Here is a 23053-nt window from a genome sequence, read left to right as displayed (position 1 = left end):
AGTTACACCAGAACAATCGACTATAGATCATGTCTGATTATTCGGCTTTCCCCTTTGGTGGCTATTTTTACGCTACTCGATATTACGTACATTCCAAAAAAGTTTTAGCAACTTTTTAGACGAGTACACATTCAAAAAATGTATTTGATAAAATAGCACTCTCCAGAGATGCGTCCTGTACGAGTCTTTTTGCCTGAGAGATTCATAGTTAACACTACTTGCTCCTTCGGCGACGCTCTTCACGTTCTCTCCCCGTACAATCATCCGCGCAATATTCATAATTTAATGTACAATATACTGCTCTTAGCCATATCCTAACATTAAATTAAATAGAAAGGCAATCTTTTTTTAAAATAGTCATAAAAACGAACAATTTTATTATTTTTTTATCTATTATTCGCCTTTTAATCTTCTAACTTGGAAGCCAATATATTCAACAATTTGTCTTAATGTACGTCCTCCAGTTAAAACGCGGATATGACCTGCTTCACGGTAAAATTTTCTTCTGGAATAATATAATTGTTCTAACTCAGTTTTTGTAGAACGTTGTACAATAGGGCGATTTTTGTCATTTTTTATCCGTACATATATATCTTCGAAGGTTGCATCTAAAAAAAACACTAGACCACTTCGTCTCATCAGTCTTCGGTTTTCTTCTTTCATCGCGACTCCACCACCAGTTGCGATAATACACGCCTCGTCCCGAAAATTTCGTAAAAATTCTGTCTCTAAATTTCTGAAATAAGCCTCCCCATATTTTTCAAATATTTCTGGAATTGTCATTCCTTGTTGCCGAACTATTTCGTGATCCATGTCGTAATATGGCATCTTTAAAAAATAGCTTAATCTTCTACCGATAGCACTTTTGCCACACCCCATGAAGCCAACCAAATATATTTTCCGCATGATATCACCTTCTTTACTACGCAAACTCTTACTACTTACTACCAATTTCCTCTAGTAGGTTTATCGTAGCACGAACATTGGCGAATTCCAATGAATTATATATTTTTATTTGTGATTCGTAAGAAAAAACAAAATATGTCGCAAAAAATGTCGTTAAAAGTAGTAATGATATTGCAAGTAAATAGCTTCCTCCTCTATTATTCATTACGTATTTGTACAAAAAATTCTCGCTCCTTTACTGCTCCACTTTGAAATTCAACATAAACGGTAATATAGTTGCCATTTAAACGAAAAGAAGAATTCTTTATCCCCATTAATAGAGGAATATAACCTAGATAATTTTTTTGCATTCGAATGATATCCTGATATTGATCAACTACAACTATTTCGTTGGAGTTAACATAACTAATTTGAATAGTCTTTGCACGCGTATTTGACTGTTCAATATGCTTAACGTTCGATAAATATTGTTCAAAGTCATTTACGAATAACTCCCATGCAACATGATCATTATTTGTTATTGAATCGTTCATCTGATTTAGCCAACTGTAAATGAAAATAAGAAGGTGAATAAACAATGCGAACACAATAAAACTAAATAATGCTTCAATCAAAGTAAACCCACTAGAATTTAATCGATTTCTCCAATTTCGTTGATACATTTCGTCCTTTCTCCATGTAAATTGGTAAAATGCACGCATATTTTAGAATCTTCATAATTCCATCGATAAACATTACTTTCTATATTCATTACTCCACTATTACTTCCTTCATTTAATATCTTCTTAGCTGCTTCGTATGCAGTGATAGATGCATGTAATTCCATTTTTTTATTAATTAGGGTGCTATACATCTGATAAGAAAGCGGTATTAGTGTACCTGTGATTATTAAAATAATAACGATTGTCAGAAGACTTTCGACAAGTGTTATCCCCTTACAGTTCAGCAAGCTTCATCCGCCCTTTATGAATATTTATAATGATTTGTTTTTCTCCTAAAGGCGTTATAAACTTTAATTTTCCAAAGTCATTTATCTCTCCATTGAAAATCCGAATCAATTTTACGGTACTAAAGGGAGAAAATTCGATATTTGCTGGATAAGGTCTATCTATAATACGCTGTCCACTTCTATCGTAATATGCATAATACGATTGTTTATCATTAAATTCGATTGTAATTACCCTGCCTTGTTCTATGGTAAGTGCTTGTATCGTTTGGATATCAAATTGTACTTGTTGAATAAAACTCTCTACTTTTTGCTTTTCTGCAAATTTATTTGAGAATTGCAGTACGATTGAACTAATAATCGTTAAAATAAATAAAACTAGTAACATTTCTAATAGCGTATATCCTCTGCTATCCAATGTTATCCTTTTCACGAGCCATCACTAACATTTGAAGCACTATTAACTACTACACTACCATCCTCTTGAATATTTACAGGATCACCATTAGGACATGTCGTTTCGTTTTCTTTTAAATATTTTTCATCTACAAGTTGTTCTATGGTTGTGGGAAATGTTTTATGGTCAATTTTGTAAGCTTCAACTTGGCCTTGTACCATGTTGACATAGGCATCACAACCCTTTTCATCGATGGTTGCAAAATGTTTTGTAACATTTGGTATGGTTACTAAAATTAGTACAGAAATAATCAGCAATACTATTAACATTTCGATGAGGGTAAAACCTTTTGAATTTTTCATCATGAATTGTCACCTCAATTAAAGTATTTCAATGATTTCATACATTGGTAGTAACACACTTAAATATGCTGCGATAATACAGATTGCAATGATGATAAATAACAATGGCTGTACAACAGCTATACCTGTTTTAATAATATTTTGAAGTTTCTCATCTAGTAAATCACAATAAATAAGCAATTCTCTTCCAAGATGTCCGTTTTTTTCTCCGTGTTTAATAAACTCCTCGAATTTCGGAAAAAACCAAGCAATAACGGAAACACAGTGAGAGAGAGAATCACCATAAATAATATGTTTCTCAATTTCCGATGAAACGTAAGCTAATAACTTATTAAATTGTTGCTGTTGTAATATATTTAATGCTTGTTGTAAAGAAAAACCACTGACCAATAGACTTCCTAAACCTCTACATAATTCTCTAGTCAGAAGTAATTTATAAAAATAGTTTACAATTGGGATTTTTAAAAACAGTATTAATCTTTGTTGAACAGTTTGTCTTTTAAAATACAATGAACATATAAACAACCCAAAAGTTATTAAAAGTATAGATAAAAATAAAACATCAGGTAAACGAAGTAATATATTTGATAACCCAATATTTGATGTTTGTCCATCTGTTCTTGAGTGAATAATCCCCTGAATATTCGGTAGAAAGTACGTCCTAAATGAAATAAAAACACACGTTAAAACGACGAATAATAATAAGGGATAACTTAAAAGTTTTATTAACTTCTTTTGCATTTTCTCATTGAATTCCATTTGAATAGCGATATTCTTTAGTGCCCTCGCCATATCCCCATTTTCTTCTGCAATTTTTATTGCAATTAAATAGTATTGGGGAATTGAAAAACATTTTAAAATACTAGCTACGTCTTCCCCACTTCGTAGTCTTTCATGAATAGTAGTATTCCAGTAATCAATTTTCTCTGTATGAAATGGGAGTAGCATTGTAATAGAATCCGAAAATGTGTAACCTTCCTCTAAAAGAGTACTCAATCTTAATAAAAACGTAGGAATTTGTTTTATTTTCCCTTTGTTTTTCATAGACATATATCTATCTTTGATATCAAGATATTGTTGTACTAACATGATTTTTATTCACCTCTAACTTAGAGAGTTGATAGCTTATAGTTTCATTTTTCGGTAGACGATATTCGTCCCCGCGCATGGTTGAATATATTGCCTCAACTAAGTTAAACTCACTTAATATCTCGTAAATTGCTTTTCTTTCATCGGTATCAACCTGAACTAAACATTGCGCAACGATTCCAATTATCGCTTGTCTCATTTCTTCAAGGGAAATATCTAAATCCATCAGACGATATAAACAATTCACCGTATCTTTAGAATGAACAGTTGATAACACAAGATGACCTGTAAGTGCGGCTTCAATTGCAACCTTTGCAGTTTCTTTATCGCGTATTTCACCAATCATAATGACATCAGGGGAATGACGAAGAATTGCTTTTAAACCAGAAGCATATGTTACCCCAGCTCTCTCATTTACTTGAATTTGTAATAATTGAGTTTGATTACTTTCAACAGGATCTTCTAAAGAAATAACCTGTCTAGCAAGTGTTTCACTACAATAATTAATTAGCGAGTAAAGTGATGTAGTTTTTCCAGATCCAGTAGCCCCACAAAACAGAAGGAGTCCTTGTCTATTTGAAACAAGTTGAATGAGTTTATCAGCAGCATTTGGAAATAAACAAAGTGAAGTAATAGGATGACGAGAGTTTTGAAGCAAAAGACGTATAACAAGACTTTCTTTACGATAAACAGAGGGTAATGTCGATACTCGGAACGAATAAATATTTTCTTCTATATTTTTTTGGAAAGATCCACTTTGGGGTTTTCGCTTTTCACTAATATCGAGTGATGATAAAAATTTAAAAAATGATATCATTCGATCCCCAAGCTCAAACGGTATATTCCCTGCCGGAAATAGCTTTCCGTATTTTCTAAAATGGATTTTGTAATATTCAGTTGTGGGTAATATATGTAAATCAGAAGCTCCAAAATGGATTGCTCTTACCAATAACTGAATACTTTTGTTTTCTACTACCGATTCAATGTCCATCGTTAACACCTCTTCAAAGTAGAATTTTTATCGACCGCAAATTGTTAAAGACAGTATATAATGGCTAAAAGTAATAGAAAAGGGATTTTCTCAACAAAAAAATTTGATAGTATTTTTAACTACCAAATGTAATTTTTCATTTAAATTTAATCCATTCTATTAATTAAATAAGGAAAAAGAATATTTTGAAAAATTTACAAGTATTGAAAAATAATTTCATTCCCTCTATCATTTCCACTATATAAAAGATAAAATTGTAATATAAATAAAAAATTTCGTAGAGAGGTGATTTGATGATTCATCCTTTAAAAGTAACGAGCACTTTAGCAGACGAAACTCGATATCAAATATATGAATACATGCTACAAGAGAAAAAGCCGTTTACAGTTCAGGATATCGCAGACCAATTTAAAATTCATCCAAACGTTGCTCGACTCCATTTAACAAAGTTATCCGAAATAAATGTTATTACAGCAGATTTTGTTAAATCAGGCAAAGGTGGACGTCCAGGAAGAGTTTATAAGGCAAATGAGGAAGGTATCGTCTTAAGCTTCCCAAAACGGGATGAAAGCCAATTATTAAAATGGTCTCTTCAATTAATCGATAAATTGGGTCCAAGTGCTTTAGAAACAGCCCAAGAAATTAGTTATCAAGATGGATTTGAGTATATTAGTAAAAAACTTCAAACGGAACAAAAAATAAAACAAATTATCGGTTTCGATGAAAAGGTAAATATACTAACTCAAGCTGCAGCTATGATTGGTTATGTGCCAGAAATAGTAGAAACAAGTACTGGAAAAATAATAAAATTCTCAGTTTATAATTGTCCGTTTAATAATCAATTATCTACAAATAATAATATTGTATGTAAACTACATGAATCCTATTTAAGAGGACAAGTAGATGCTTTATTCTCACAAAACGAATTTGTCCAATTTAAAAATATGGTAAGCGATTGTGATTTTTGCCAGTATTCAATAAATGTTCCTGATACGGTAAAAATATAATAATCCATCTGTTTGTCACAAACTAAATAGAAGTAGCGGTTTACATTAAGCTTTCTAATCATTTATAATAAGAAATGAGATTATTGTGTCGTATGGCAAAAGGAGGGATTCTTCATGAGTAATATGTATAAAGTGTTAGCTTTCTGGACAGGTATATTTGCCGTAATGTTCTATTTAGGTGATATGTACGAGGTTTCGCTATTATTCGTTGGTAATACGGTATTATTCTTATTATTAGGCTTTTTAAACCTAACAGAGCGCATGTACATGTACATTTTCGGAGCTTATTTAACAATTTTCTTCGCTGGATTCACGTACTATACTACATTTATCCACGTACCTGGTGCAGGTCATTAATAAATGACATCGGCTGATATTTTCAGTCGGTGTTTTTTTAATATATAAAAGAAAAAATGAGTACCAAAAACTAGGCACTCATTTTTAATCAGAATCCATTTAAAAAAGGATTCATATCCATTTCAGCTCCAGGAGTTGTATAAGATCCATGACCAGGGTAAATAATAAAATCCTCGGGTAATACAAGAAGCTTTTCATGAATCGATTTTAGTAAAACTTCTAAGGAACCACCAATTAGATCTGTTCTTCCAATACTACGTTCAAATAATGTATCGCCTACAATTGCAAAACCAGCATTTTCAAAAATGTATGAAACACTTCCCGGCGAATGACCTGGAGTAAAGACAGCTTTAAATGTAAAATCCTCAATTGTAAAGTTTTGTTCTTTTTTGATAATATGCTCTTCATTTGGTGGAGCAACAATATAATTCGGTAATTCAGCATATTTGCCAGAGCCATTTTTCATAGGATCTGCAAGCCAACTTACCTCATTCGCATGTATATATAGAGGAAGATCATAGGCTTCTCTTAGCGCATCTACTGCTCCAATATGGTCAAAATGTGCATGTGTTAGAAATATTGCTTTTGGTTTTAATTGGTTGGACCGGATTGTTTTAATAATTTTTGAAGCTTCTTCACCCGGATCAAAAATCAAACAATCTTTCTGTTTATTACTAACTATATAGCAGTTTGTTTGTACAGGGCCTAAACTAAAAACTTTTACATTCAACATTGTTTTCACCTCTTCAATATTATACATGTGTAAGAAGAAAATTACATTGTTTGTTCATATTTATCTTGGATTAGTTCTCGACAAAATAGAGCCTGTGATTTACAATAAAGAAGGAATATTGTTTATCGACATTCATTTTCTAATGTCGAAAGGAGTGTCTTATTAATGAACTTATTAATGGTTATTTTCGCTTTAGTAGCAATCTTTGCAGTAGTAAATATATTCCAAGGTATTAAAGAGAAAAATGTATTGGCTATCATTTTCAGCCTAGCTACTGCAGCAATTTTTGGTTGGTTTGTAATCATGACTGTTTTAAATCAAGGTTATCCACCAAAATTACACTAATATTTATGAAAAAACGAGATATCATCATGATATCTCGTTTTTTCAATTTATTAAATCAAAAAAACTGGTGTAGCGATAGTTGCTACACCGGTTTTATTAATTGACAACATCTTGTTTTAAATTACCTGTCTCCGAATCATAGAAGCGAAGTAAATCGCCATTTATAATCGCATCCGAATATTCTAATTCTGTCGTTGCGCGATCGATATATGGTTGACATGCTTCAATACCAATATCATTTCCCGTATTACGATCGTAACAAACTTCACCAGCATATACTAACTCATTTGTAACAAAACGTCCGTCACGGAAAATAACAAAGTCTTCATGTTCTTCTGAGAAAATATCAGCACCTAACTGCATGTCATTTGAAGTTTCAATACCTAACAAGTGTAAAATTGTAGGTCTTAAATCAATTTGACCGGCTGTTTTATTAATCTCGCCCCCATCTCCAGAGCCTGGAATATGGATATATAGTGGCACCGACTGAAGTAAGGCGCTATCATATGCTGTAATTTCTTCTTTATCTAAGTACATTGCCATTGCTTTGTTATGATTTTCTGAAATACCATAATGGTCTCCATACATTACAATAATTGAGTTTTCATAGAGACCTTTTTCTTTTAGTTCTTCAAAGAAAACTTTAACAGCTTCATCTAAATAGCGTACTGTTTGGAAATAACGATTTAAAGTGCCTGAATTAGAATCATATTCAGGAATCATTATATCTTCTGGATCTAAATAGAACGGATAGTGGTTCGTTAATGTAATTAAACGAGAATAAAATGGCTGTTGCATCTGAGTCATTAGTTCTGTCGATTGTTCAAAGAATGGAATATCTTTTAATCCCCAGTTTACAGAATTTTCATCCGTTACCTCATAGGAGTTGATATCATAAAATTTATCAATATTTAATGATTTATAAATCATATCACGATTCCAGAACGATGAATTATTTGAGTGCATTACATTAGTAAAGTAGCCATTTTCACCCAATTTTTCTGCCATTGAGTTATACGTATTTCCGCCGTGTGTAAAGAATACTGCACCGCGACCTAGACCGAATAACGAATTCTCAACGATAAATTCCGAATCCGATGTCTTACCTAATCCAGTTTGATGATAAAAATCACTGAAATAATAAGTATCTTTATCATTTGTTAAAGAATTTAAAAACGGTGTTACCACTTCACCATTCATTTTATTATTAATAACAAAACTTTGTAATGATTCTAGCGAAACAAGAATTAAGTTTCGACCAGCATACTTGCCAAACATTTCATCATTAACAGCAGCTTGGTTTGCTTGCACATAGTTATCCACTTCAACGAGTTCACTACCGTCTGCTAATGCGCGTTGGGCACTCGATTTTGATTGTACATAAATATCGTATAAATGGTAGTTATACGTACCGATGTTTTTCACAAGTAATTCACGGTCAAAAGCACGTGTTAATAATTGTGGACGTTCTGTTTCAGCTAATCCTAAATTTAAGAATAATACTGCCATTGCTAGCACAAAATAAGCACGTCGGAATTCTTTACGAATTGTTAATTGACCTTGTAATTTCGGAACAAACTTAATAGCTATAATTAAAATAATAACATCGATGAAATAAAGTATATCCAGCCAATTTATAATCGCGCCAACTGATGTACCTAGTTCACCGAAATTGCTAGTTTGGAACAGTACAGGTAGTGTTATAAAATCGTTATAGAATCGATAAAACCCTACGTTTGTATATAAAACGATGGATAAAATGATACTCATCGCTATAATATAACGATTCCGCGCTTTCGTTGATTTTAAAAATAAGGATAAACCATAAATAAATAATAAGAAGCTTAATGGGTTAATAAACAGGATAAACTCTTGCATTAAGTTTTCAATGTCCATTTCAAAACTTGTATGGTATACAATTACAGTTTTTATCCAAGTCGCAAGTACCGCAATAGCTAAAATCGAATGTTTAGGCCATTTTATTGACTTCATCCCTAACATCCTTTCTACATAATTGATATAGTAAAGAACTAAATTTTTCAACATACACATTAGATTTTAAGAAACAAAGTTTATCTTAATGTTTTTGCCAACAAGAAGCAATAAAAATTGTCGGCTTAAAAAATATGCAGAAAAATTAATATAACAATTACTATACATTTTTAAATCGTATCTCATAATATTTACGATTTAGTTACAAAAAGGTTCCAAAATTAAAACAGTGGATAATTATTCCACTGTAATATCCTCTGTAAGTTCTGATAAAGATTTTAAATTAAAAGGAAAATTTTTTCAACGTATAATAAACTTTTTTCTTTTTTCTACAAATTCTCCTAATATCCATCAATTAATTATCTAATTCTCGTTCTAATTTTGATATTTCACTTCGAATAATTAACATTGCTGATTGAAAATCTTTCGGATCTAATACACGTGCTTTGTATAATTCTCGTACCTCATCTTCCATTAAAATTAAATCACCAATACGATCTCTTGTATAAATATATATTCCGTATTGCTTTAGTAAATCATAAATGTCTTTCATTGTCTTCATACTATACTTCCTACCTCTTTCGATAAATGTTGCAATCAATTCTGTCTTGATCAGTAATAATTACATTAACTGGGATATCATGCGAATCTTTCGGTACTGATTCAACCACTTGAAAATGAAAAGCAAGGGAAATAAGTTGCCCTTTAAATCTTTCTAAATAACGGTCATAATATCCTCCACCATATCCGATTCTGTATCCACTTTTGTCAAAGACGATTCCTGGCACGATCATACAATTTATTTGTTCCGCAGAGACAAGCTCCGTTAAATCCGGGATTGGTTCTCGCAAATCCATATATACGATTTCAAGTTGATTAAAATTCTCGATTTTATAAAATTGCATCGTTCTATTTTTTGAATTACATTTAGGAACTACTACGTTTTTATCTGCTTTCCATAGAGATTCAATGATACCAATCGTATCAACCTCTCTATTATTTGAGATCGTAATAGCAATCGTATTTCCTTCTATTATAGATGGCTCTTTTAATAATTTTTCTCTAATTACTAAAGAGGACCGCATATACAAATCATTCGACATGTTTTCGAGTTTTTCTTTTATTTTTAGACGCCATTCACTTTTATTCAAGGTTATTCACCATTCCCTCTTTAATAAGTAAAAAGCCAAAACCACGAGTGGTTTTGGCAAAAATGCTTATTACTTTGTTTCACGGTGAAGAGTGTATTTCTTCTCGCGAGAGCAATATTTTTTAAGTTCTAAACGCTCAGGATTGTTACGTTTGTTCTTTTTAGAAATGTAGTTACGTTCGCCACAATCTGTGCAAGCTAATGTAATGTTTACGCGCATTATTAACCCTCCCACTCTATATCTGTACTTTTATTCTTGAGCATGATTTATACGACTAAATCATTATAACATATATCGAAAAAAAATCTAGCATGATTTATTAATAACTTTCCATATGTTAAAATAAGTTAAAATATTTATTTTAGAAAGGACCGACAAAGTGGAACTATCAACTATTATCATGATAATCGGAATAATATGTATTGTTCTCTCCTTTTTCCTAAAAGATTCTTCAAAAAAAGTGGAACAGGAACTAGAAGAGCTTTCTATTAGCATATACCAAGAAACAAACTCCTTAAAGAAACGACTAAAAATTGTAGAAGAAGAATTACTATTAGAACCTAATTTTAACGTAAAATCCCCTGTTTCGACAAAAAAACAGATGGACGCATATAAACAACAACAGGTCTCTAATAAATCATTTAATCCTACACCCAAAAAACAAACTCAAATAAATGAAATACTTGTTGCCCAAGTAATTTCACTTAATAAACAAGGCTATCCGATTGATGAAATTAGTAAAATGTCAACATTATCAAAAGAACAAATTAAAAGCATTTTAAACAATGGAGGCGCCCGATGAAAAGATCTTCCGTTCGAGCATTCGGTGTAGCCTGTTTTTTAATAGGTGCTATTTTAACAATTGCAAATCAATACAATATTCCTATTATCACTTCAAAAGAAGAAAATGTTCAACAATATAAAGAGCAAATTGCTGAACTTGAACTTCAATTAAAAAAGGCGAATGAAAAATTAGAACAGACTGAACAAACAAAACAAAATTCAGAAGCTGTTCAATCAAAAGAAACAACACAAGAGACCCAAGAAGTAGAATCATCACAAGAGAATACAATTCCTGATAAAAGCGACAAAATCGTATCAGGCACCCTCTATATATACTCAGGTCTTACATCTGCTGAAGTTGCTCAAAAGTTAAAAGATTTAGGCGTTATTAAAAACAGTGTAGAAATGGAACTTTTTTTAGCTCAACCTGAATATGCGAAATCCATTCAAAAGGGGCAATTCGAATTAGATTCCTCAATGTCAGTAGAGGAAATTGCAAATATCATTACAGGGAAACCCCAAGAGTAATATTTTTTCGCGCAAGAATGTTTTTCTCAAGCATTCTTGCGTTTTTATTTATTTCTAAAATAATCCCTAATGAACATTGCAAACTGCCTAGTAGCTGAACTTTTAAATCCATTTTTCTTATACGCTAAACCAATTTCTCTTTTACAGTTTTCCAAATCTACCTTGATTAACTGAAGATTATACTGCTCAAGCCCTTTAATATGTGGGATTAATGACACGCCTAATCCACTTTCAACTAATCCAGCAACTGTATGTATTTCTTCCCCTTCAAACGCAATATTTAATTGAAAGCCTTCCCTCCTAAATAGCTCATCAACGGTTCTACGCAAGGAATTTCCTTTTTTAATTGAAATAAAAGGATCATGGGCAAAGTCTTTAATTTTCACGTGTTTTTTTACAGCTAACGGGTGGTTTCTAGCAACAATTAAAAATAACTCCTCATCCCATAATTTTTCCCAAACAACTTCACTATTCCTATCAATAGAAGATATTAAACATAAGTCTAATTCACCTGTTTCGAGTTTTTCCATTATGACGCTAGAATTGCTTTGAGTGAGTTGAAATTTCATGTTTGGATAAAGATTTTTCACATCCATCAATAACGAAGGAATCACTTCGAGCCCTAATGTATGCATAAAACCTAGAGAAACTTCACCTTGACCAGGAGAAACAATATTCGCTAAATCTTCTTTGGCCCTTGCATATTCCTTTATAATACGCTCAGCTCTTTCAAGAAAAAATTTCCCATAGCGATTCAACTTAATTGAACGTCCATTACGATCAAATAATTCTACCCCGACACTACTTTCTAAAACAGAAATCGATTTACTCAACGCGGGTTGAGAAATATGTAATTCCTCTGCTGCCCGGGACATATTTTCATACTTTGCAACTTTTAATAAAGTAGTACAGCGAATTAAACTCCATACCCAACCCCCTTATAACTTATTTTTATAAGATACATAAAAACAATGAATTTCTATTATATAACACCTTTCATTATAATGAATTTACAGTTTTAGTTCAAAAAAATGTCACAACTATAAAGAGGCGGCTACTATGAGTTATTTACAAAAAGGAACGAAACAATTTACGTTGGCTAATTTAGCATTATTTGCTGCAGGATTTATTACTTTTGCAAATTTATATTTAACACAACCTCTGCTTCCACAGTTTTCAGAGGAATATCATGTTTCACCAGCAGTCGCTAGTTTATCCTTATCAGTATCTACAGCAGTCTTATCTGTTAGTTTAATTTTATTTGGTTCTTTTTCAGAGGCATGGGGACGAAAAAAATTGATGACGTTTTCAATTTTTGCTGCAGCGATATTAACAATTGCTCTTGCCTTCTCTCCTAATTTCGAAATACTTTTGTTATTACGAATACTTCAAGGTTTTGTCTTTGCAGGTGTTCCCGCAATTGCAATGGCCTATTTAGGAGAAGAAGTGGATCCATCTAGCTTAGGAACTGCGATGGGGCTTTACATTAGTGGAAATTCTGTTGGGGGTCTTGCAGGTCGTGTCATTATGGGGACAATGACACATTATTTTAACTGGCAAATAGGGATGATTTTTATAGGACTTTTAAGTTTAATAGTCAGCGCTTATTTCGTTTGGGCATTACCTACATCAAAGCACTTTACACCAAGACCATTACAATTTAAAGCCTTAACGAAATCATTATTGACTCATCTAAAAGATCCAGGATTAATCTGTTTGTTTGGAATTGCTTTTACCTTAATGGGCGGATTCGTTACATTATATAATTACATTGGCTATAAATTAATCGGCCCTCCCTATAATTTAAGTGCAGGTATTGTTGGTTCAATTTTCATTGTCTATTTAGTTGGGACGTTTAGTTCAGCTTGGTTTGGAAGTTTATCCGATAAATTTGGAAGACAAAAAGTTCTTATGGTTGGAATACTCATCATGTTTTCTGGTGCAATTCTTACACTACCCGGAAGTTTATATGTAAAAATTATTGGGATTGTTTTATTTACATTTGGTTTTTTTGGTGCCCATTCAATTGCTAGTGGATGGGTTAGTTTCCGAGCGAAAAAAGATAAAGCACAAGCCTCATCACTCTACTTATTTGGTTACTATTTTGGTTCTAGTATAGGTGGTACAACAGGGGGGATTTTTTGGGTGAGCTGGGGCTGGAATGGTGTTATCGCATTTATCAGTGCTTTTTTAATTACTTCTTTCACATTGTCGATTATACTTTTAGTACTAGGGAGAAAAACAAAAACCCTAAATGATCAACTTCAATACTAAAAGTAAAGAGGGATATACATGAATATTTACGAATTTGAAGTAAAAACAGAAAAAGGCGAACCCTATTCTTTAGAACAATACAAAGGCAAAGTATTATTAGTTGTAAACACGGCAACAAAATGTGGTTTAACAGGTCAATTTGAAGAGTTAGAAGAACTATATAAAAAATATAAAGATCAAGGATTTGAAATACTCGGCTTCCCATCAAATCAATTTAAACAAGAGCTCCCAAATGCCACAGATGCAGCAGAAGCTTGTCGTTTAATCTATGGTGTAACATTCCCTATGCACGAACTTGTAAAAGTTAATGGAGAAGATGCACACCCTCTTTTCAAATACTTAACAGAGCAAACAAAAGGTTTATTAGGTAAAAATGTAAAATGGAACTTTACAAAGTTTTTAATCGATCGCGAAGGTAATGTTGTAAAACGCTTTGCTCCAACAGATAAACCTTCAAAATTTGAGAGTGAAATCGTTAAATACTTATAAAATAGGGCTAACCCAAAACGACGATTCATTTGGGTTAGCCTTTTTTTACCACAACGGTTCATCTTCTTTAGAAAAGGACATTGTAAATTTACTAATGTATAAATTGAAAACTAAACTGTTTAAAAGAAATGACATCAAAATAAATGGGAACGGAAATTGAAAGAAGCCCAAAATAAAATAAGTTAAAAACAGAACAGGGAACATAGATGAGTTTTTCTTTTTACTAGATGTACTATGAAAAATTCTTTCATTACATTTATCACATTTCGTCCGATAAGCATTCCAAGACATTGAGAAGATTTTTCTACTTGAAAATTGGCATCCGCAGTGAGGACAAGCCGCCTGTTCGCTATTTCGAATACACCATAATAAGTAAATACAATTTAATGCAGAAACAATTAAGACCAACCATAATTGTAAAAATAAAATTTGAAGAATGTTCACAACTAAAAAAGTAGGTATGGCTAGTAGAAAATAAAAGAATATTAACAAAGGTACATATTTTCTTTCTGCATATATTTTAATATATAGAATCCATTTTTTATTTTCCCAACGAGTAGTTTTTATAATCGTAAAAATAAGAGCTGTAATTGTAAAAACAGTTAATATATAAATTATTAAAAACCAGTAGAAATTTGAAGTAAATTCAATTTCATCTAGGTGTCTGGATCCTAAAGTCATTGTATTTAAAGTAAATGAACGATCACTTAACGTAATCATTATAAAAAATAGCCCAAGAATTGTAAAACCTGCTAATACAGTATTATAAGCCCAGTTCCCCTTATGTATTTTATTATTTTGACTTGATACAATTTTATTTATTATTTGAGTCTTCTCTTGTTGTGTAAATTGAAGATTTGTATCGAGTTCCTTTTTCCATTTTTCTTTAAAATCATTCATTTCCATTTATCAACACCTCCAAATCACTTTGTTGTAATATCTCTTTCAACATGTTCCTCGCCCTTTGAATTCGTGACTTTATTGTTGAATTTGGTGTATGTAATAATTGCGCAATTTCTTCTATTGAATAGTCACCAAAATAGTACAGCAGAATTACTTCTCGATATTTTATTTTTAATTGTAGAACCGCTTTTGTTAATTCCATTTTTTCTTCCGATTCCATTAGCAACCTTTCCGAGTCTTTTGAATTCCCTTTAAACCCAACTCGTTCAAAAAGTAATTCTTTTTTACTTTTCCAGCTACGTAAATAATCATAACTACGATTGACAGTCATTTTTGTTAAATATGTCTTTAAACTTGATTGTTCTCGAAACTGGTCTTGTTTTTTATAAAAATTAATAAAGACATCTTGTACAATTTCTTCAGCATAACGTTTATCCTTTACATAGATATAAGCTATTCGAAGTAAGTAATCACTATATCCTTCAACGATTTGTTCTATTGATAATCTCACAGTAAACCTCCTTTCAATCCACTTCATTCTATAGACGGATACTTTTCAATTTAGGACGCAAAAAAAGGAACATCTTAAAAAAATTTTTTAAGACGCTCCCCTTGTACTTATACTATACTCTTTCTAAAAAGGCTTCTACCATTTTTGTTCCAGTTTCAGTACCGATCGATTCTGGATGAAACTGCAATCCAAATACTGGGTATTGCTTATGTTGAATCGCCATAATTTCCCCATCATCTGCTGAAGTCGCAACAATTTCAAAATCTCCATGGATTGTTGAAGGTTCGATGACTAATGAATGGTAACGCATTACTTCTATCTCACCGTTTAATTGTTCAAATAACCCTTTTTGCTCATAGTTTAGAGTTGAAAGTTTGCCATGCATGATGTTTTCTGCACGAATAATTGTTCCTCCAAAGGCTTCACCAATGGATTGATGACCTAAACAAATTCCTAGAATGGGATATTCATTATATAATTCTTTAACAACATCAACTGTGATTCCCGCTTCCCTAGGAGTCCCTGGTCCTGGTGATAACACAATCGCTTCCGGATGTAGATTGCGAATATCTTCTATTGATAAAGCATCATTTCTAACGACTTTTACTTCTTTTCCTAATGCAGCGATTTGTTGATATAAGTTATACGTAAATGAATCATAATTATCGATTAGTAAAATCATCTTTGTACCTCCAATAGAGCTTTTGCTTTGTTTAATGTTTCTTCGTATTCGGATTGTGGAATGGAATCATATACTACTCCTGCTCCTGCCTGCACATAAGCATGTTGATCCTTTACAATCATCGTACGAATCGCTAGGGCCAAGTCCATATTTCCATTACTCGAAATATATCCAATTGCACCTGCGTAAACACCGCGTTTTGTTTGTTCCAAATTATTAATAATTTGCATAGCTCTTATTTTTGGGGCACCAGATACCGTTCCTGCAGGTAAGCATGATGTTAAAACATCTAATACATGAACATCATCATGAAGCTCACCAGTAACTTCTGAAACAATATGCATCACGTGTTTATAACGTTCGATTGTCATATATTTACTCACTTGTACAGATCCAATTTTACTCACTCGACCGATATCATTACGTCCTAAGTCTACTAACATTCGATGTTCTGCAATTTCTTTTTCATCATTTAATAGGAGTTGTTCGATTTGATTATCTTCTTCTTTTGTTTTTCCACGAGGTTTTGTACCTGCTATTGGATTTGTCGTAACGATACGATTTTGAACCTTCACTAAGCTTTCCGGTGAAGTTCCTAAAATTGTATATTCATCAAACTCTACATAAAACATATAAGGTGATGGATTGGACGTTCTCAATTTACGATATAAGCTAAATGGATTTCCTTCAAAAGGAGCTTTAAATCGTTGAGATAACACAACTTGGAAAATGTCACCTTTTTCAATATGCTCCTTTGCTGTTTCCACCATTTCAATAAATTGTTGCTTTTCAATTGTTGGTTGAAATTTTACTGAAACTGCTTCTTCATCAGTAAAAGGAATACTTTGTGTAATCTCTTTTTCAATCTGCTTCACGATATTTTGCATCTCTTCTTCAGAGCGCCCATTATTAAATAAATCAATTGCTACAATTGTTACTTTTTGTAGTAAGTGATCAAACACAATAAAGTTATCATAGAAGAATACATGAACATCCGGCATATTTAAATCATCTTTTAATGATTCACCAATCTTTTCATTATAAAAAGCTGTATCATAGCCAAAATACCCAATTGCACCACCAAAGAAAGAAAATGGATAATCTCCATTTTGAATTGGCATCATTTCCTTCAACTTTAGTAAAACTGATCCTTTTTCTTTTTGTGGTTCTTCGTTAACATATTGAGCTGTGTACTCTTCATTGTTCCCTTTTAATTCTGCAATAGGATTTACAGCAATAAATGAATATCTACCGCTTTCTTCATGTTTCGCAGAGGATTCAAATAACACCTTATGTTTGCCTTTTAAGCTACTAAAAATAGAAATTGGTGTCATCATATCCCCTTGTACTTCGTGAATGACATATTGCTTTACTTCAACAACCATCTCATCTCTCTCCTTCTCTACTCTACTCATCTATGCACTTGCTGACGTTTGAAATCAACAAAAAAGGCCCTTCCATCACAAAAAGGACGGAAAGAGCCGTGGTGCCACCTTTATTGACTATCCATGAAAAAATCGATAGTCCACTCAACTGTTGTAACGCAAGTCATGCGCTAGTACCTACTAAAAGTTCAGTACTAGAAGCTAGAAAGCCCATTCATATTATTTCCTGCACTAGCTTTCACCCACCGCTAGCTCTCTAAAGCAGTCCATAATACTACTATTTTTCATCATCGCTCATTATTATACTACAAATAGTTTATTATAAATTTTCCGATTATTCAAATATAATTATGAAAAATTTTAATTGTTTAAATCAATATGTTGCCCCTTTTTCAAATATAAAAGATGTTCTGCAATATTTGTTGCATGGTCAGCACAACGTTCAATATAACGGCAAATAAAAGATAAATACGTAATTTGTGAAATGTTTTCAGGTGTTACTGCACTTAATTTCATTAAATGTTGTATCATATTACCGTACATCTCATCAATTTGGTCATCTAATTCCGCCACTTCTTTTGCTTTTGTAATATTTTCTTCAACAAATGAATCAACTATTTGTCGTAACATTAATGTTGTTTTGAAGTACATGTCTTCAAGTAATTCAACGGATGTAATAAAGCGACTATTCCCAATATGCAAAGTTTCTTTTGCAATATTCACTGCATAATCGCCAATCCGTTCCATATCATTAGCAGCTTTTAATAATACAATTAATCGTCGTAAATCAGTGGCTACCGGTTGTTGCCTAGTTATCAGTTTAATAACTCGATCATTAATTGCTTCTTCTAATCGATTAATATCTACATCTTTATCTATTATCTCTTGTGCTTTTATTAAATCTTTTTCAATAAATGCAGTAAAAGAAGCTTCAAAAGATAAAATACTTCGATTACATAAAACTAATAAATCTTGTTGCACTTCATTTATTTCGTTATCATATCGTCCACGAACACTACTCATTCCTATAACATCTCCTTATTATCCGAAGCGGCCTGAAATATAATCTTCTGTACGTCCGTCTCGAGGCGTTGAGAAAATTTTATCTGTGTAATCAAACTCTACAACTTCCCCATTTAAGAAAAATGCCGTTTTATCAGAAATACGAGCAGCTTGTTGCATGTTATGAGTTACGATGACAATAGAATAGTTATCTTTTAATTCTTGTACTAGCTCTTCTACTTTTAATGTAGAGATTGGGTCAAGGGCAGAAGTTGGTTCATCCATTAAAATAACATCCGGCTCAATAGCAAGGCATCGGGCGATACAAATACGTTGCTGCTGACCACCTGATAATCCATATGCATTTTGATTTAAACGGTCTTTTACTTCATCCCAAATCGCTGCTCCACGTAGAGATTTTTCAACTATTTCATCAAGAATTTTTTTATTTTTTATTCCGTGAATTCGTGGACCATACGCGATATTATCATAGATTGATTTTGGAAATGGATTTGGTTTTTGAAAAACCATGCCTACTTTTGTGCGCAGTTCTTCAACTTCATATGAAGAATCAAAAATATTCCTTCCACGGTAGTTAATTTCTCCTGATGTTTTTACAATCGGTACTAGTTCTACCATACGATTTAACGCTTTGATATATGTTGATTTACCACATCCAGAAGGACCGATAATTGCTGTTACATCATTCTCTTTAATATCTAGTTGAATATCCTTTAATGCATGGTGCTCACCATACCAAAGATTAAAATTTTTTGTACCAAAAACCGTATTTTTTTCAACTCTATTTATCATTGGACTAACTGCTTGCTTTTGAGATTTCATATTTATCTGATCACTATTTTTTATCATAAGTTCTACCATTTATCACTCATCCTTAATATCGTTTTTGGAACTTATTGCGAATAAATATCGCAATCGAGTTCATTACTACAAGCAGCCCCATTAAAACAATGATTCCTGCAGCTGCAACAAACTGAAATTCCTCTTGAGGACGTTTTGCCCAATCATAAATTTGAAGTGGTAATGTAGTAAATTCACTTAATAGGCTGTCAGGTAAAAATTGCAAAATCACTGGAATCCCTAAAACTACGAGGGGAGCAGTTTCACCTACTGCACGAGATAAAGCTAAAATACTCCCTGTTAAAATTCCTGGAATTGCTGCAGGTAATACAACTCGAGTAATCGTTTGCCATTTCGTAGCTCCCATACCATAAGAAGCTTCCCTCTGCTCTTTTGGCACAGCTCGAATCGCTTCTTGGGCAGCTACGATAATGACAGGTAAAATTAGTAAACTCATCGTTAAACCTGCTGCTAAAATACTTTTTCCTAAAAATAACATTCGAGCAAAAATTGTTAACCCCAACAATCCAAATACAATAGAAGGTACACCAGCTAAGTTTGAAATATTCATTTGAATAAAATCTGTAAACTTATTTCTCTTTGCATATTCTTCTAAATAAATAGCTGTTCCAACACCTAAAATCATTGATACAGGTGCGATGACCAGCATTAAATAAATCGATCCGATTAATGCAGCCTTAATTCCAGCTTTTTCTGCAAATCGAGAACCAAAGTTATTGAAAAAATCCCAGTTTAAATAACTCATCCCTTGTGACAAAATTCGGATTAATAGAATGACTAAAGCAAGTAAAGCTAAGCTTGTCGCGATAAAAAAGATTGCTTTCCAAAACTTATTCACCTTTAATCGAGACTTCATACGCTTCATTACTACAGTATCATCGATATATCTCATATTTTTAATACTCCTCCCTGAAGCGTTTTGAAATGTATTGGGCTAGTAAATTCATTGATAGAGTAAAGATAAATAGTGTAAAACCAACTGCATAGATTGAGTAGTAAATGGTTGTACCATAACCAGCATCTCCGGATGAAACTTGTACAATATACGCAGTCATAGTTTGAATTGAACCCGTAACATTGAACTCAAAATTTGGAGTTGCTCCACCAGCAAGGGAAACAATCATCGTCTCCCCTATTGCACGAGATACAGCTAAAACGACAGATGAAATAATTCCTGACAATGCTGCTGGTAATACAACTTTTAATGCAACTTCAAGCTTCGTAGCACCTATTGCTAATGCACCTTCACGAATAGAATTTGGAACAGAACTCATAGCGTCCTCGGATAATGATGCAATCATCGGTAAAATCATGATTCCAACGACAATACCTGGACTTAATGCATTGAATATTTTCAGCGACGGTATCAATTGTTGTAATAATGGCGTTACAAATGTTAAAGCAAAGAAACCATAGACAATGGTTGGCACACCAGCTAGAACCTCTAAGATTGGCTTAATGATGCGACGTGTTTTATCTGATGCATATTCACTTAAGTAAACAGCAGCCGCAATTCCAAGGGGTACAGCTACACATGCTGCAATGACAGATACTTTTAAAGTCCCTAATATTAATGGTAATACACCATATAAAGGCTCACTACCTGAGAAGGGTAACCATTCAGTACCGAATAAGTAGTCGGTAATTGATACTCTCTGAAAAAATTCAAAGGTTTCAAAAATAAGGGTAAAAATGATTCCGATTGTTGTTAAAACAGAAATAAATGCTGTGATTATTAAAATAAGGGGCATTAATTTTTCAATTATCTTTTTGCCTTTTTTATTTCGAGATTGAGCGATTAACTCTTGAACACTCTGCTTTTTCTCGATACCTTGAGAAGACATAATGTAAACTCCCTTCACCTATGTAAAGAACTAATCTCAAACTTTTATATAGAGATTAGTAAATGTTTGAGGTATCCTACTATAACCGTAGTGGATACCCCACACTCAAGAAATTATTTTAAACTTTCTAAAGTAGATAAGCCTTCATCGTATTTTTCATCTGGTAATTTTACATAACCAACTGCCTCTGCCATTTCACCAGCATGTTCTAATGTAAATTTCATAAAATCATAAAATGCTTCATTTTCTTTTAATGCACTATTCTTTGCATATACGAATAGTGGACGTGACAGTGGAGTATATTCTCCAGATTCAATTGTTTCGTTTGTTGGTGCAACACCGTTAACAGATACTGCAGTTAATTTATCTTGGTTTTCTAAGTAGTAAGCAAATCCGAAGAATCCAATTGCATTTTTATCAGAAGCAACACCTTGTACTAATACGTTGTCATCTTCAGATAAAGTGGCAGATTTTACTAAATCAGAACCATCTAAAATTACTTCATCAAAGTAATCATAAGTACCTGAGTCAGTACCTGGTGAATAGAAGACGATTTCTTCATCCGGCCAAGATGGATCGATATCTGACCATTTTTTCGTTGAGCCATTTTCAATCCAAAGTTGTTTTAACTGATCTACTGTTAATTCAGTAGCCCAATCATTTTCTGGGTTAACAACTACTGTTAAACCGTCGAATGCAACTTGAAATTCTGTATAGTCAATTCCCGCTTTTTCTAATTCAGCTTTTTCTTCATCTTTTATTGGACGTGATGCATTTGAGAAGTCAGTTTCCCCAGCGATGAATTTTTCAAAACCACCACCCGTACCCGATACACCTACAGATACTTTGACATCTGGTTGTACTGCGCCATATTCTTCAACAAGACCTTCAGTAATTGGTGCAACAGTTGACGAGCCGTCGCCTGAAATCGAACCCGTTAATTGTGCATCGCCAGAATCTGCAGTTTCTACTGTATCATTACCAGTTGTTGTATCTTCCGTTTCTGTATCAGAACCACATGCTCCTAATAGTAATGCTGATCCTAGTACGGCAGTCACCGTTAAGTACTTCCACTTTTTCATCTCTTATTTCCTCCATCAGTTCATAGTAAGTTTGTCTTACAGGTAAAACTATAATGGTAGATTGTTGATTTCATATAAATCAATGGTAAAGAGATTGTAAATAGATGGTGAACTTTGTAAATCTTTTTAGCATAAAAAAAGGAGGTGTCCAAAAAGTAATAATTTTTTGGACACCTCTATTCTTTCTTGATAAATATCTCTTATGAATTATTGCTCCTGCGGTAGTCGAAATAAATTCCCACTATCCTCGTCGCAAAGGAGTTGTCTCAAAATGACTTTTCAGACAACTCCTTCTTACGATTAGTCAAGTATATTTAAGTTATTTCTTTTATTTTAATGAATTAGTTTTAGAAGGGAGGGGTACCCCTCCCTTCTAAAACTAATTTTTTCATGCCGAAAAAACCTAACGATT

At 32.8% G+C, this 23053-nt stretch carries 29 protein-coding genes, 1 riboswitch and 1 other annotated feature; of the genes, 7 read left to right on the top strand and 22 right to left on the bottom strand.

Going from position 1 to position 23053, the window contains the following annotated elements:
* Window positions 1-171: 171 nt before the first annotated feature.
* Window positions 172-264: riboswitch (glycine riboswitch) on the bottom strand.
* A 129-nt stretch (window positions 265-393) separates the two neighbouring features.
* The 7 genes from D8M03_RS11265 to comGA form a co-directional block, all read right to left on the bottom strand.
* The gene (locus D8M03_RS11265) at window positions 394-906 is read right to left on the bottom strand and encodes a shikimate kinase (RefSeq protein ID WP_121214878.1); all 513 of its coding nucleotides are present in this window, start codon (window positions 904-906) and stop codon (window positions 394-396) included.
* Window positions 907-1103: 197 nt separating this feature from the next.
* Window positions 1104-1568 carry a competence type IV pilus minor pilin ComGF gene (gene comGF / locus D8M03_RS11255; RefSeq protein ID WP_170148434.1) on the bottom strand — a complete coding sequence of 155 codons (465 nt, stop codon included), beginning with the start codon at window positions 1566-1568 and terminating at the stop codon, window positions 1104-1106.
* On the bottom strand, window positions 1538-1855 hold the full coding sequence (locus tag D8M03_RS17595; RefSeq protein WP_147404819.1) for a hypothetical protein: 318 nt from the start codon (window positions 1853-1855) through the stop codon (window positions 1538-1540). Before D8M03_RS17595 ends, comGF begins: the two co-directional genes overlap by 31 nt.
* On the bottom strand, window positions 1842-2270 hold the full coding sequence (locus D8M03_RS11250) for a type II secretion system protein (RefSeq protein ID WP_170148433.1): 429 nt from the start codon (window positions 2268-2270) through the stop codon (window positions 1842-1844). Before D8M03_RS11250 ends, D8M03_RS17595 begins: the two co-directional genes overlap by 14 nt.
* 11 nt (window positions 2271-2281) lie before the next feature.
* Window positions 2282-2611: a competence type IV pilus major pilin ComGC gene (gene comGC / locus D8M03_RS11245; protein ID WP_121214903.1), complete on the bottom strand. Its 330-nt coding sequence runs from the start codon at window positions 2609-2611 to the stop codon at window positions 2282-2284.
* An 18-nt stretch (window positions 2612-2629) separates the two neighbouring features.
* Complete coding sequence (gene comGB / locus D8M03_RS11240) at window positions 2630-3700, bottom strand: competence type IV pilus assembly protein ComGB (protein ID WP_121214874.1); 1071 nt, start codon at window positions 3698-3700, stop codon at window positions 2630-2632.
* Entirely contained in the window at window positions 3678-4691 is a 1014-nt protein-coding gene (gene comGA / locus D8M03_RS11235) for a competence type IV pilus ATPase ComGA (RefSeq protein ID WP_121214873.1), read from the bottom strand. Before comGA ends, comGB begins: the two co-directional genes overlap by 23 nt.
* 293 nt (window positions 4692-4984) lie before the next feature.
* Between comGA and D8M03_RS11230 the strand changes: the two genes are divergently transcribed.
* Window positions 4985-5698 (top strand): helix-turn-helix transcriptional regulator, encoded by a 714-nt coding sequence (locus tag D8M03_RS11230; protein ID WP_121214872.1) that lies wholly within the window; start codon window positions 4985-4987, stop codon window positions 5696-5698.
* Window positions 5699-5812: 114 nt separating this feature from the next.
* On the top strand, window positions 5813-6055 hold the full coding sequence (locus tag D8M03_RS11225; protein WP_097075345.1) for a DUF2626 family protein: 243 nt from the start codon (window positions 5813-5815) through the stop codon (window positions 6053-6055).
* An 88-nt stretch (window positions 6056-6143) separates the two neighbouring features.
* Here D8M03_RS11225 and D8M03_RS11220 read toward each other — a convergent pair whose 3' ends face one another.
* Window positions 6144-6788 carry an MBL fold metallo-hydrolase gene (locus D8M03_RS11220; protein WP_121214871.1) on the bottom strand — a complete coding sequence of 215 codons (645 nt, stop codon included), beginning with the start codon at window positions 6786-6788 and terminating at the stop codon, window positions 6144-6146.
* A 165-nt stretch (window positions 6789-6953) separates the two neighbouring features.
* Here D8M03_RS11220 and D8M03_RS11215 point away from each other — a divergent pair, with 165 nt between their 5' ends.
* Window positions 6954-7133 carry a DUF2759 domain-containing protein gene (locus D8M03_RS11215; RefSeq protein WP_121214870.1) on the top strand — a complete coding sequence of 60 codons (180 nt, stop codon included), beginning with the start codon at window positions 6954-6956 and terminating at the stop codon, window positions 7131-7133.
* A gap of 96 nt (window positions 7134-7229) precedes the next feature.
* On the opposite strand, the gene D8M03_RS11210 is transcribed toward D8M03_RS11215, so the two are convergent.
* The 4 genes from D8M03_RS11210 to rpmG form a co-directional block, all read right to left on the bottom strand.
* On the bottom strand, window positions 7230-9125 hold the full coding sequence (locus D8M03_RS11210) for an LTA synthase family protein (protein WP_121214869.1): 1896 nt from the start codon (window positions 9123-9125) through the stop codon (window positions 7230-7232).
* A gap of 355 nt (window positions 9126-9480) precedes the next feature.
* A complete protein-coding gene (locus D8M03_RS11205) occupies window positions 9481-9687 on the bottom strand; it encodes a YqgQ family protein (RefSeq protein WP_121214868.1) in 207 nt (68 codons plus the stop codon).
* A 10-nt stretch (window positions 9688-9697) separates the two neighbouring features.
* Window positions 9698-10276, bottom strand: coding sequence for a 5-formyltetrahydrofolate cyclo-ligase (locus D8M03_RS11200; RefSeq protein WP_121214867.1), 579 nt, complete (start codon window positions 10274-10276; stop codon window positions 9698-9700).
* A 69-nt stretch (window positions 10277-10345) separates the two neighbouring features.
* Entirely contained in the window at window positions 10346-10495 is a 150-nt protein-coding gene (rpmG, locus tag D8M03_RS11195) for a 50S ribosomal protein L33 (RefSeq protein WP_008408521.1), read from the bottom strand.
* A 160-nt stretch (window positions 10496-10655) separates the two neighbouring features.
* Here rpmG and D8M03_RS11190 point away from each other — a divergent pair, with 160 nt between their 5' ends.
* Window positions 10656-11078, top strand: coding sequence for a hypothetical protein (locus tag D8M03_RS11190; protein ID WP_121214866.1), 423 nt, complete (start codon window positions 10656-10658; stop codon window positions 11076-11078).
* Window positions 11075-11587: an endolytic transglycosylase MltG gene (locus D8M03_RS11185; RefSeq protein ID WP_121214865.1), complete on the top strand. Its 513-nt coding sequence runs from the start codon at window positions 11075-11077 to the stop codon at window positions 11585-11587. The genes D8M03_RS11190 and D8M03_RS11185 overlap by 4 nt, the downstream gene beginning before the upstream one ends.
* Window positions 11588-11631: 44 nt before the next feature.
* Here D8M03_RS11185 and D8M03_RS11180 read toward each other — a convergent pair whose 3' ends face one another.
* Complete coding sequence (locus D8M03_RS11180) at window positions 11632-12462, bottom strand: LysR family transcriptional regulator (RefSeq protein WP_121214864.1); 831 nt, start codon at window positions 12460-12462, stop codon at window positions 11632-11634.
* Window positions 12463-12646: 184 nt separating this feature from the next.
* Here D8M03_RS11180 and D8M03_RS11175 point away from each other — a divergent pair, with 184 nt between their 5' ends.
* Together D8M03_RS11175 and D8M03_RS11170 are read left to right on the top strand one after the other, a co-directional pair.
* Window positions 12647-13861 carry an MFS transporter gene (locus tag D8M03_RS11175; RefSeq protein WP_121214863.1) on the top strand — a complete coding sequence of 405 codons (1215 nt, stop codon included), beginning with the start codon at window positions 12647-12649 and terminating at the stop codon, window positions 13859-13861.
* 18 nt (window positions 13862-13879) lie between these two features.
* On the top strand, window positions 13880-14350 hold the full coding sequence (locus tag D8M03_RS11170; protein WP_121214862.1) for a glutathione peroxidase: 471 nt from the start codon (window positions 13880-13882) through the stop codon (window positions 14348-14350).
* Window positions 14351-14395: 45 nt separating this feature from the next.
* On the opposite strand, the gene D8M03_RS11165 is transcribed toward D8M03_RS11170, so the two are convergent.
* From D8M03_RS11165 to D8M03_RS11125, 9 genes are all read right to left on the bottom strand, one after another.
* The gene (locus D8M03_RS11165) at window positions 14396-15256 is read right to left on the bottom strand and encodes a hypothetical protein (protein ID WP_121214861.1); all 861 of its coding nucleotides are present in this window, start codon (window positions 15254-15256) and stop codon (window positions 14396-14398) included.
* A complete protein-coding gene (locus tag D8M03_RS11160) occupies window positions 15243-15764 on the bottom strand; it encodes an RNA polymerase sigma factor (RefSeq protein ID WP_245987555.1) in 522 nt (173 codons plus the stop codon). Before D8M03_RS11160 ends, D8M03_RS11165 begins: the two co-directional genes overlap by 14 nt.
* Window positions 15765-15876: 112 nt before the next feature.
* Complete coding sequence (locus D8M03_RS11155; RefSeq protein ID WP_121214859.1) at window positions 15877-16446, bottom strand: anthranilate synthase component II; 570 nt, start codon at window positions 16444-16446, stop codon at window positions 15877-15879.
* Window positions 16443-17831, bottom strand: a complete 1389-nt coding sequence (trpE, locus tag D8M03_RS11150; protein ID WP_121214858.1) for an anthranilate synthase component I — start codon at window positions 17829-17831, stop codon at window positions 16443-16445. The genes D8M03_RS11155 and trpE overlap by 4 nt, the downstream gene beginning before the upstream one ends.
* A 79-nt stretch (window positions 17832-17910) precedes the next feature.
* Window positions 17911-18131, bottom strand: a binding site (T-box leader).
* A 60-nt stretch (window positions 18132-18191) separates the two neighbouring features.
* Entirely contained in the window at window positions 18192-18854 is a 663-nt protein-coding gene (gene phoU, locus D8M03_RS11145; protein ID WP_121214857.1) for a phosphate signaling complex protein PhoU, read from the bottom strand.
* 18 nt (window positions 18855-18872) lie between these two features.
* On the bottom strand, window positions 18873-19646 hold the full coding sequence (gene pstB, locus D8M03_RS11140; RefSeq protein WP_245987557.1) for a phosphate ABC transporter ATP-binding protein PstB: 774 nt from the start codon (window positions 19644-19646) through the stop codon (window positions 18873-18875).
* 82 nt (window positions 19647-19728) lie between these two features.
* Window positions 19729-20607 carry a phosphate ABC transporter permease PstA gene (gene pstA / locus D8M03_RS11135; RefSeq protein ID WP_121214856.1) on the bottom strand — a complete coding sequence of 293 codons (879 nt, stop codon included), beginning with the start codon at window positions 20605-20607 and terminating at the stop codon, window positions 19729-19731.
* Between the two features lie 4 nt (window positions 20608-20611).
* On the bottom strand, window positions 20612-21559 hold the full coding sequence (pstC, locus tag D8M03_RS11130; protein ID WP_121214855.1) for a phosphate ABC transporter permease subunit PstC: 948 nt from the start codon (window positions 21557-21559) through the stop codon (window positions 20612-20614).
* A 113-nt stretch (window positions 21560-21672) separates the two neighbouring features.
* Window positions 21673-22641, bottom strand: a complete 969-nt coding sequence (locus tag D8M03_RS11125) for a PstS family phosphate ABC transporter substrate-binding protein (RefSeq protein ID WP_121214854.1) — start codon at window positions 22639-22641, stop codon at window positions 21673-21675.
* Between the last annotated feature and the right edge of the window lie 412 nt (window positions 22642-23053).

Origin of the sequence: Ureibacillus endophyticus, from assembly GCF_003628435.1 — a bacterium.
GTDB lineage: Bacteria > Bacillota > Bacilli > Bacillales_A > Planococcaceae > Ureibacillus > Ureibacillus endophyticus.
The sequence above is the reverse complement of the archived record's forward strand: the minus strand, read 5'-3'. Positions and strand labels throughout refer to the sequence as shown.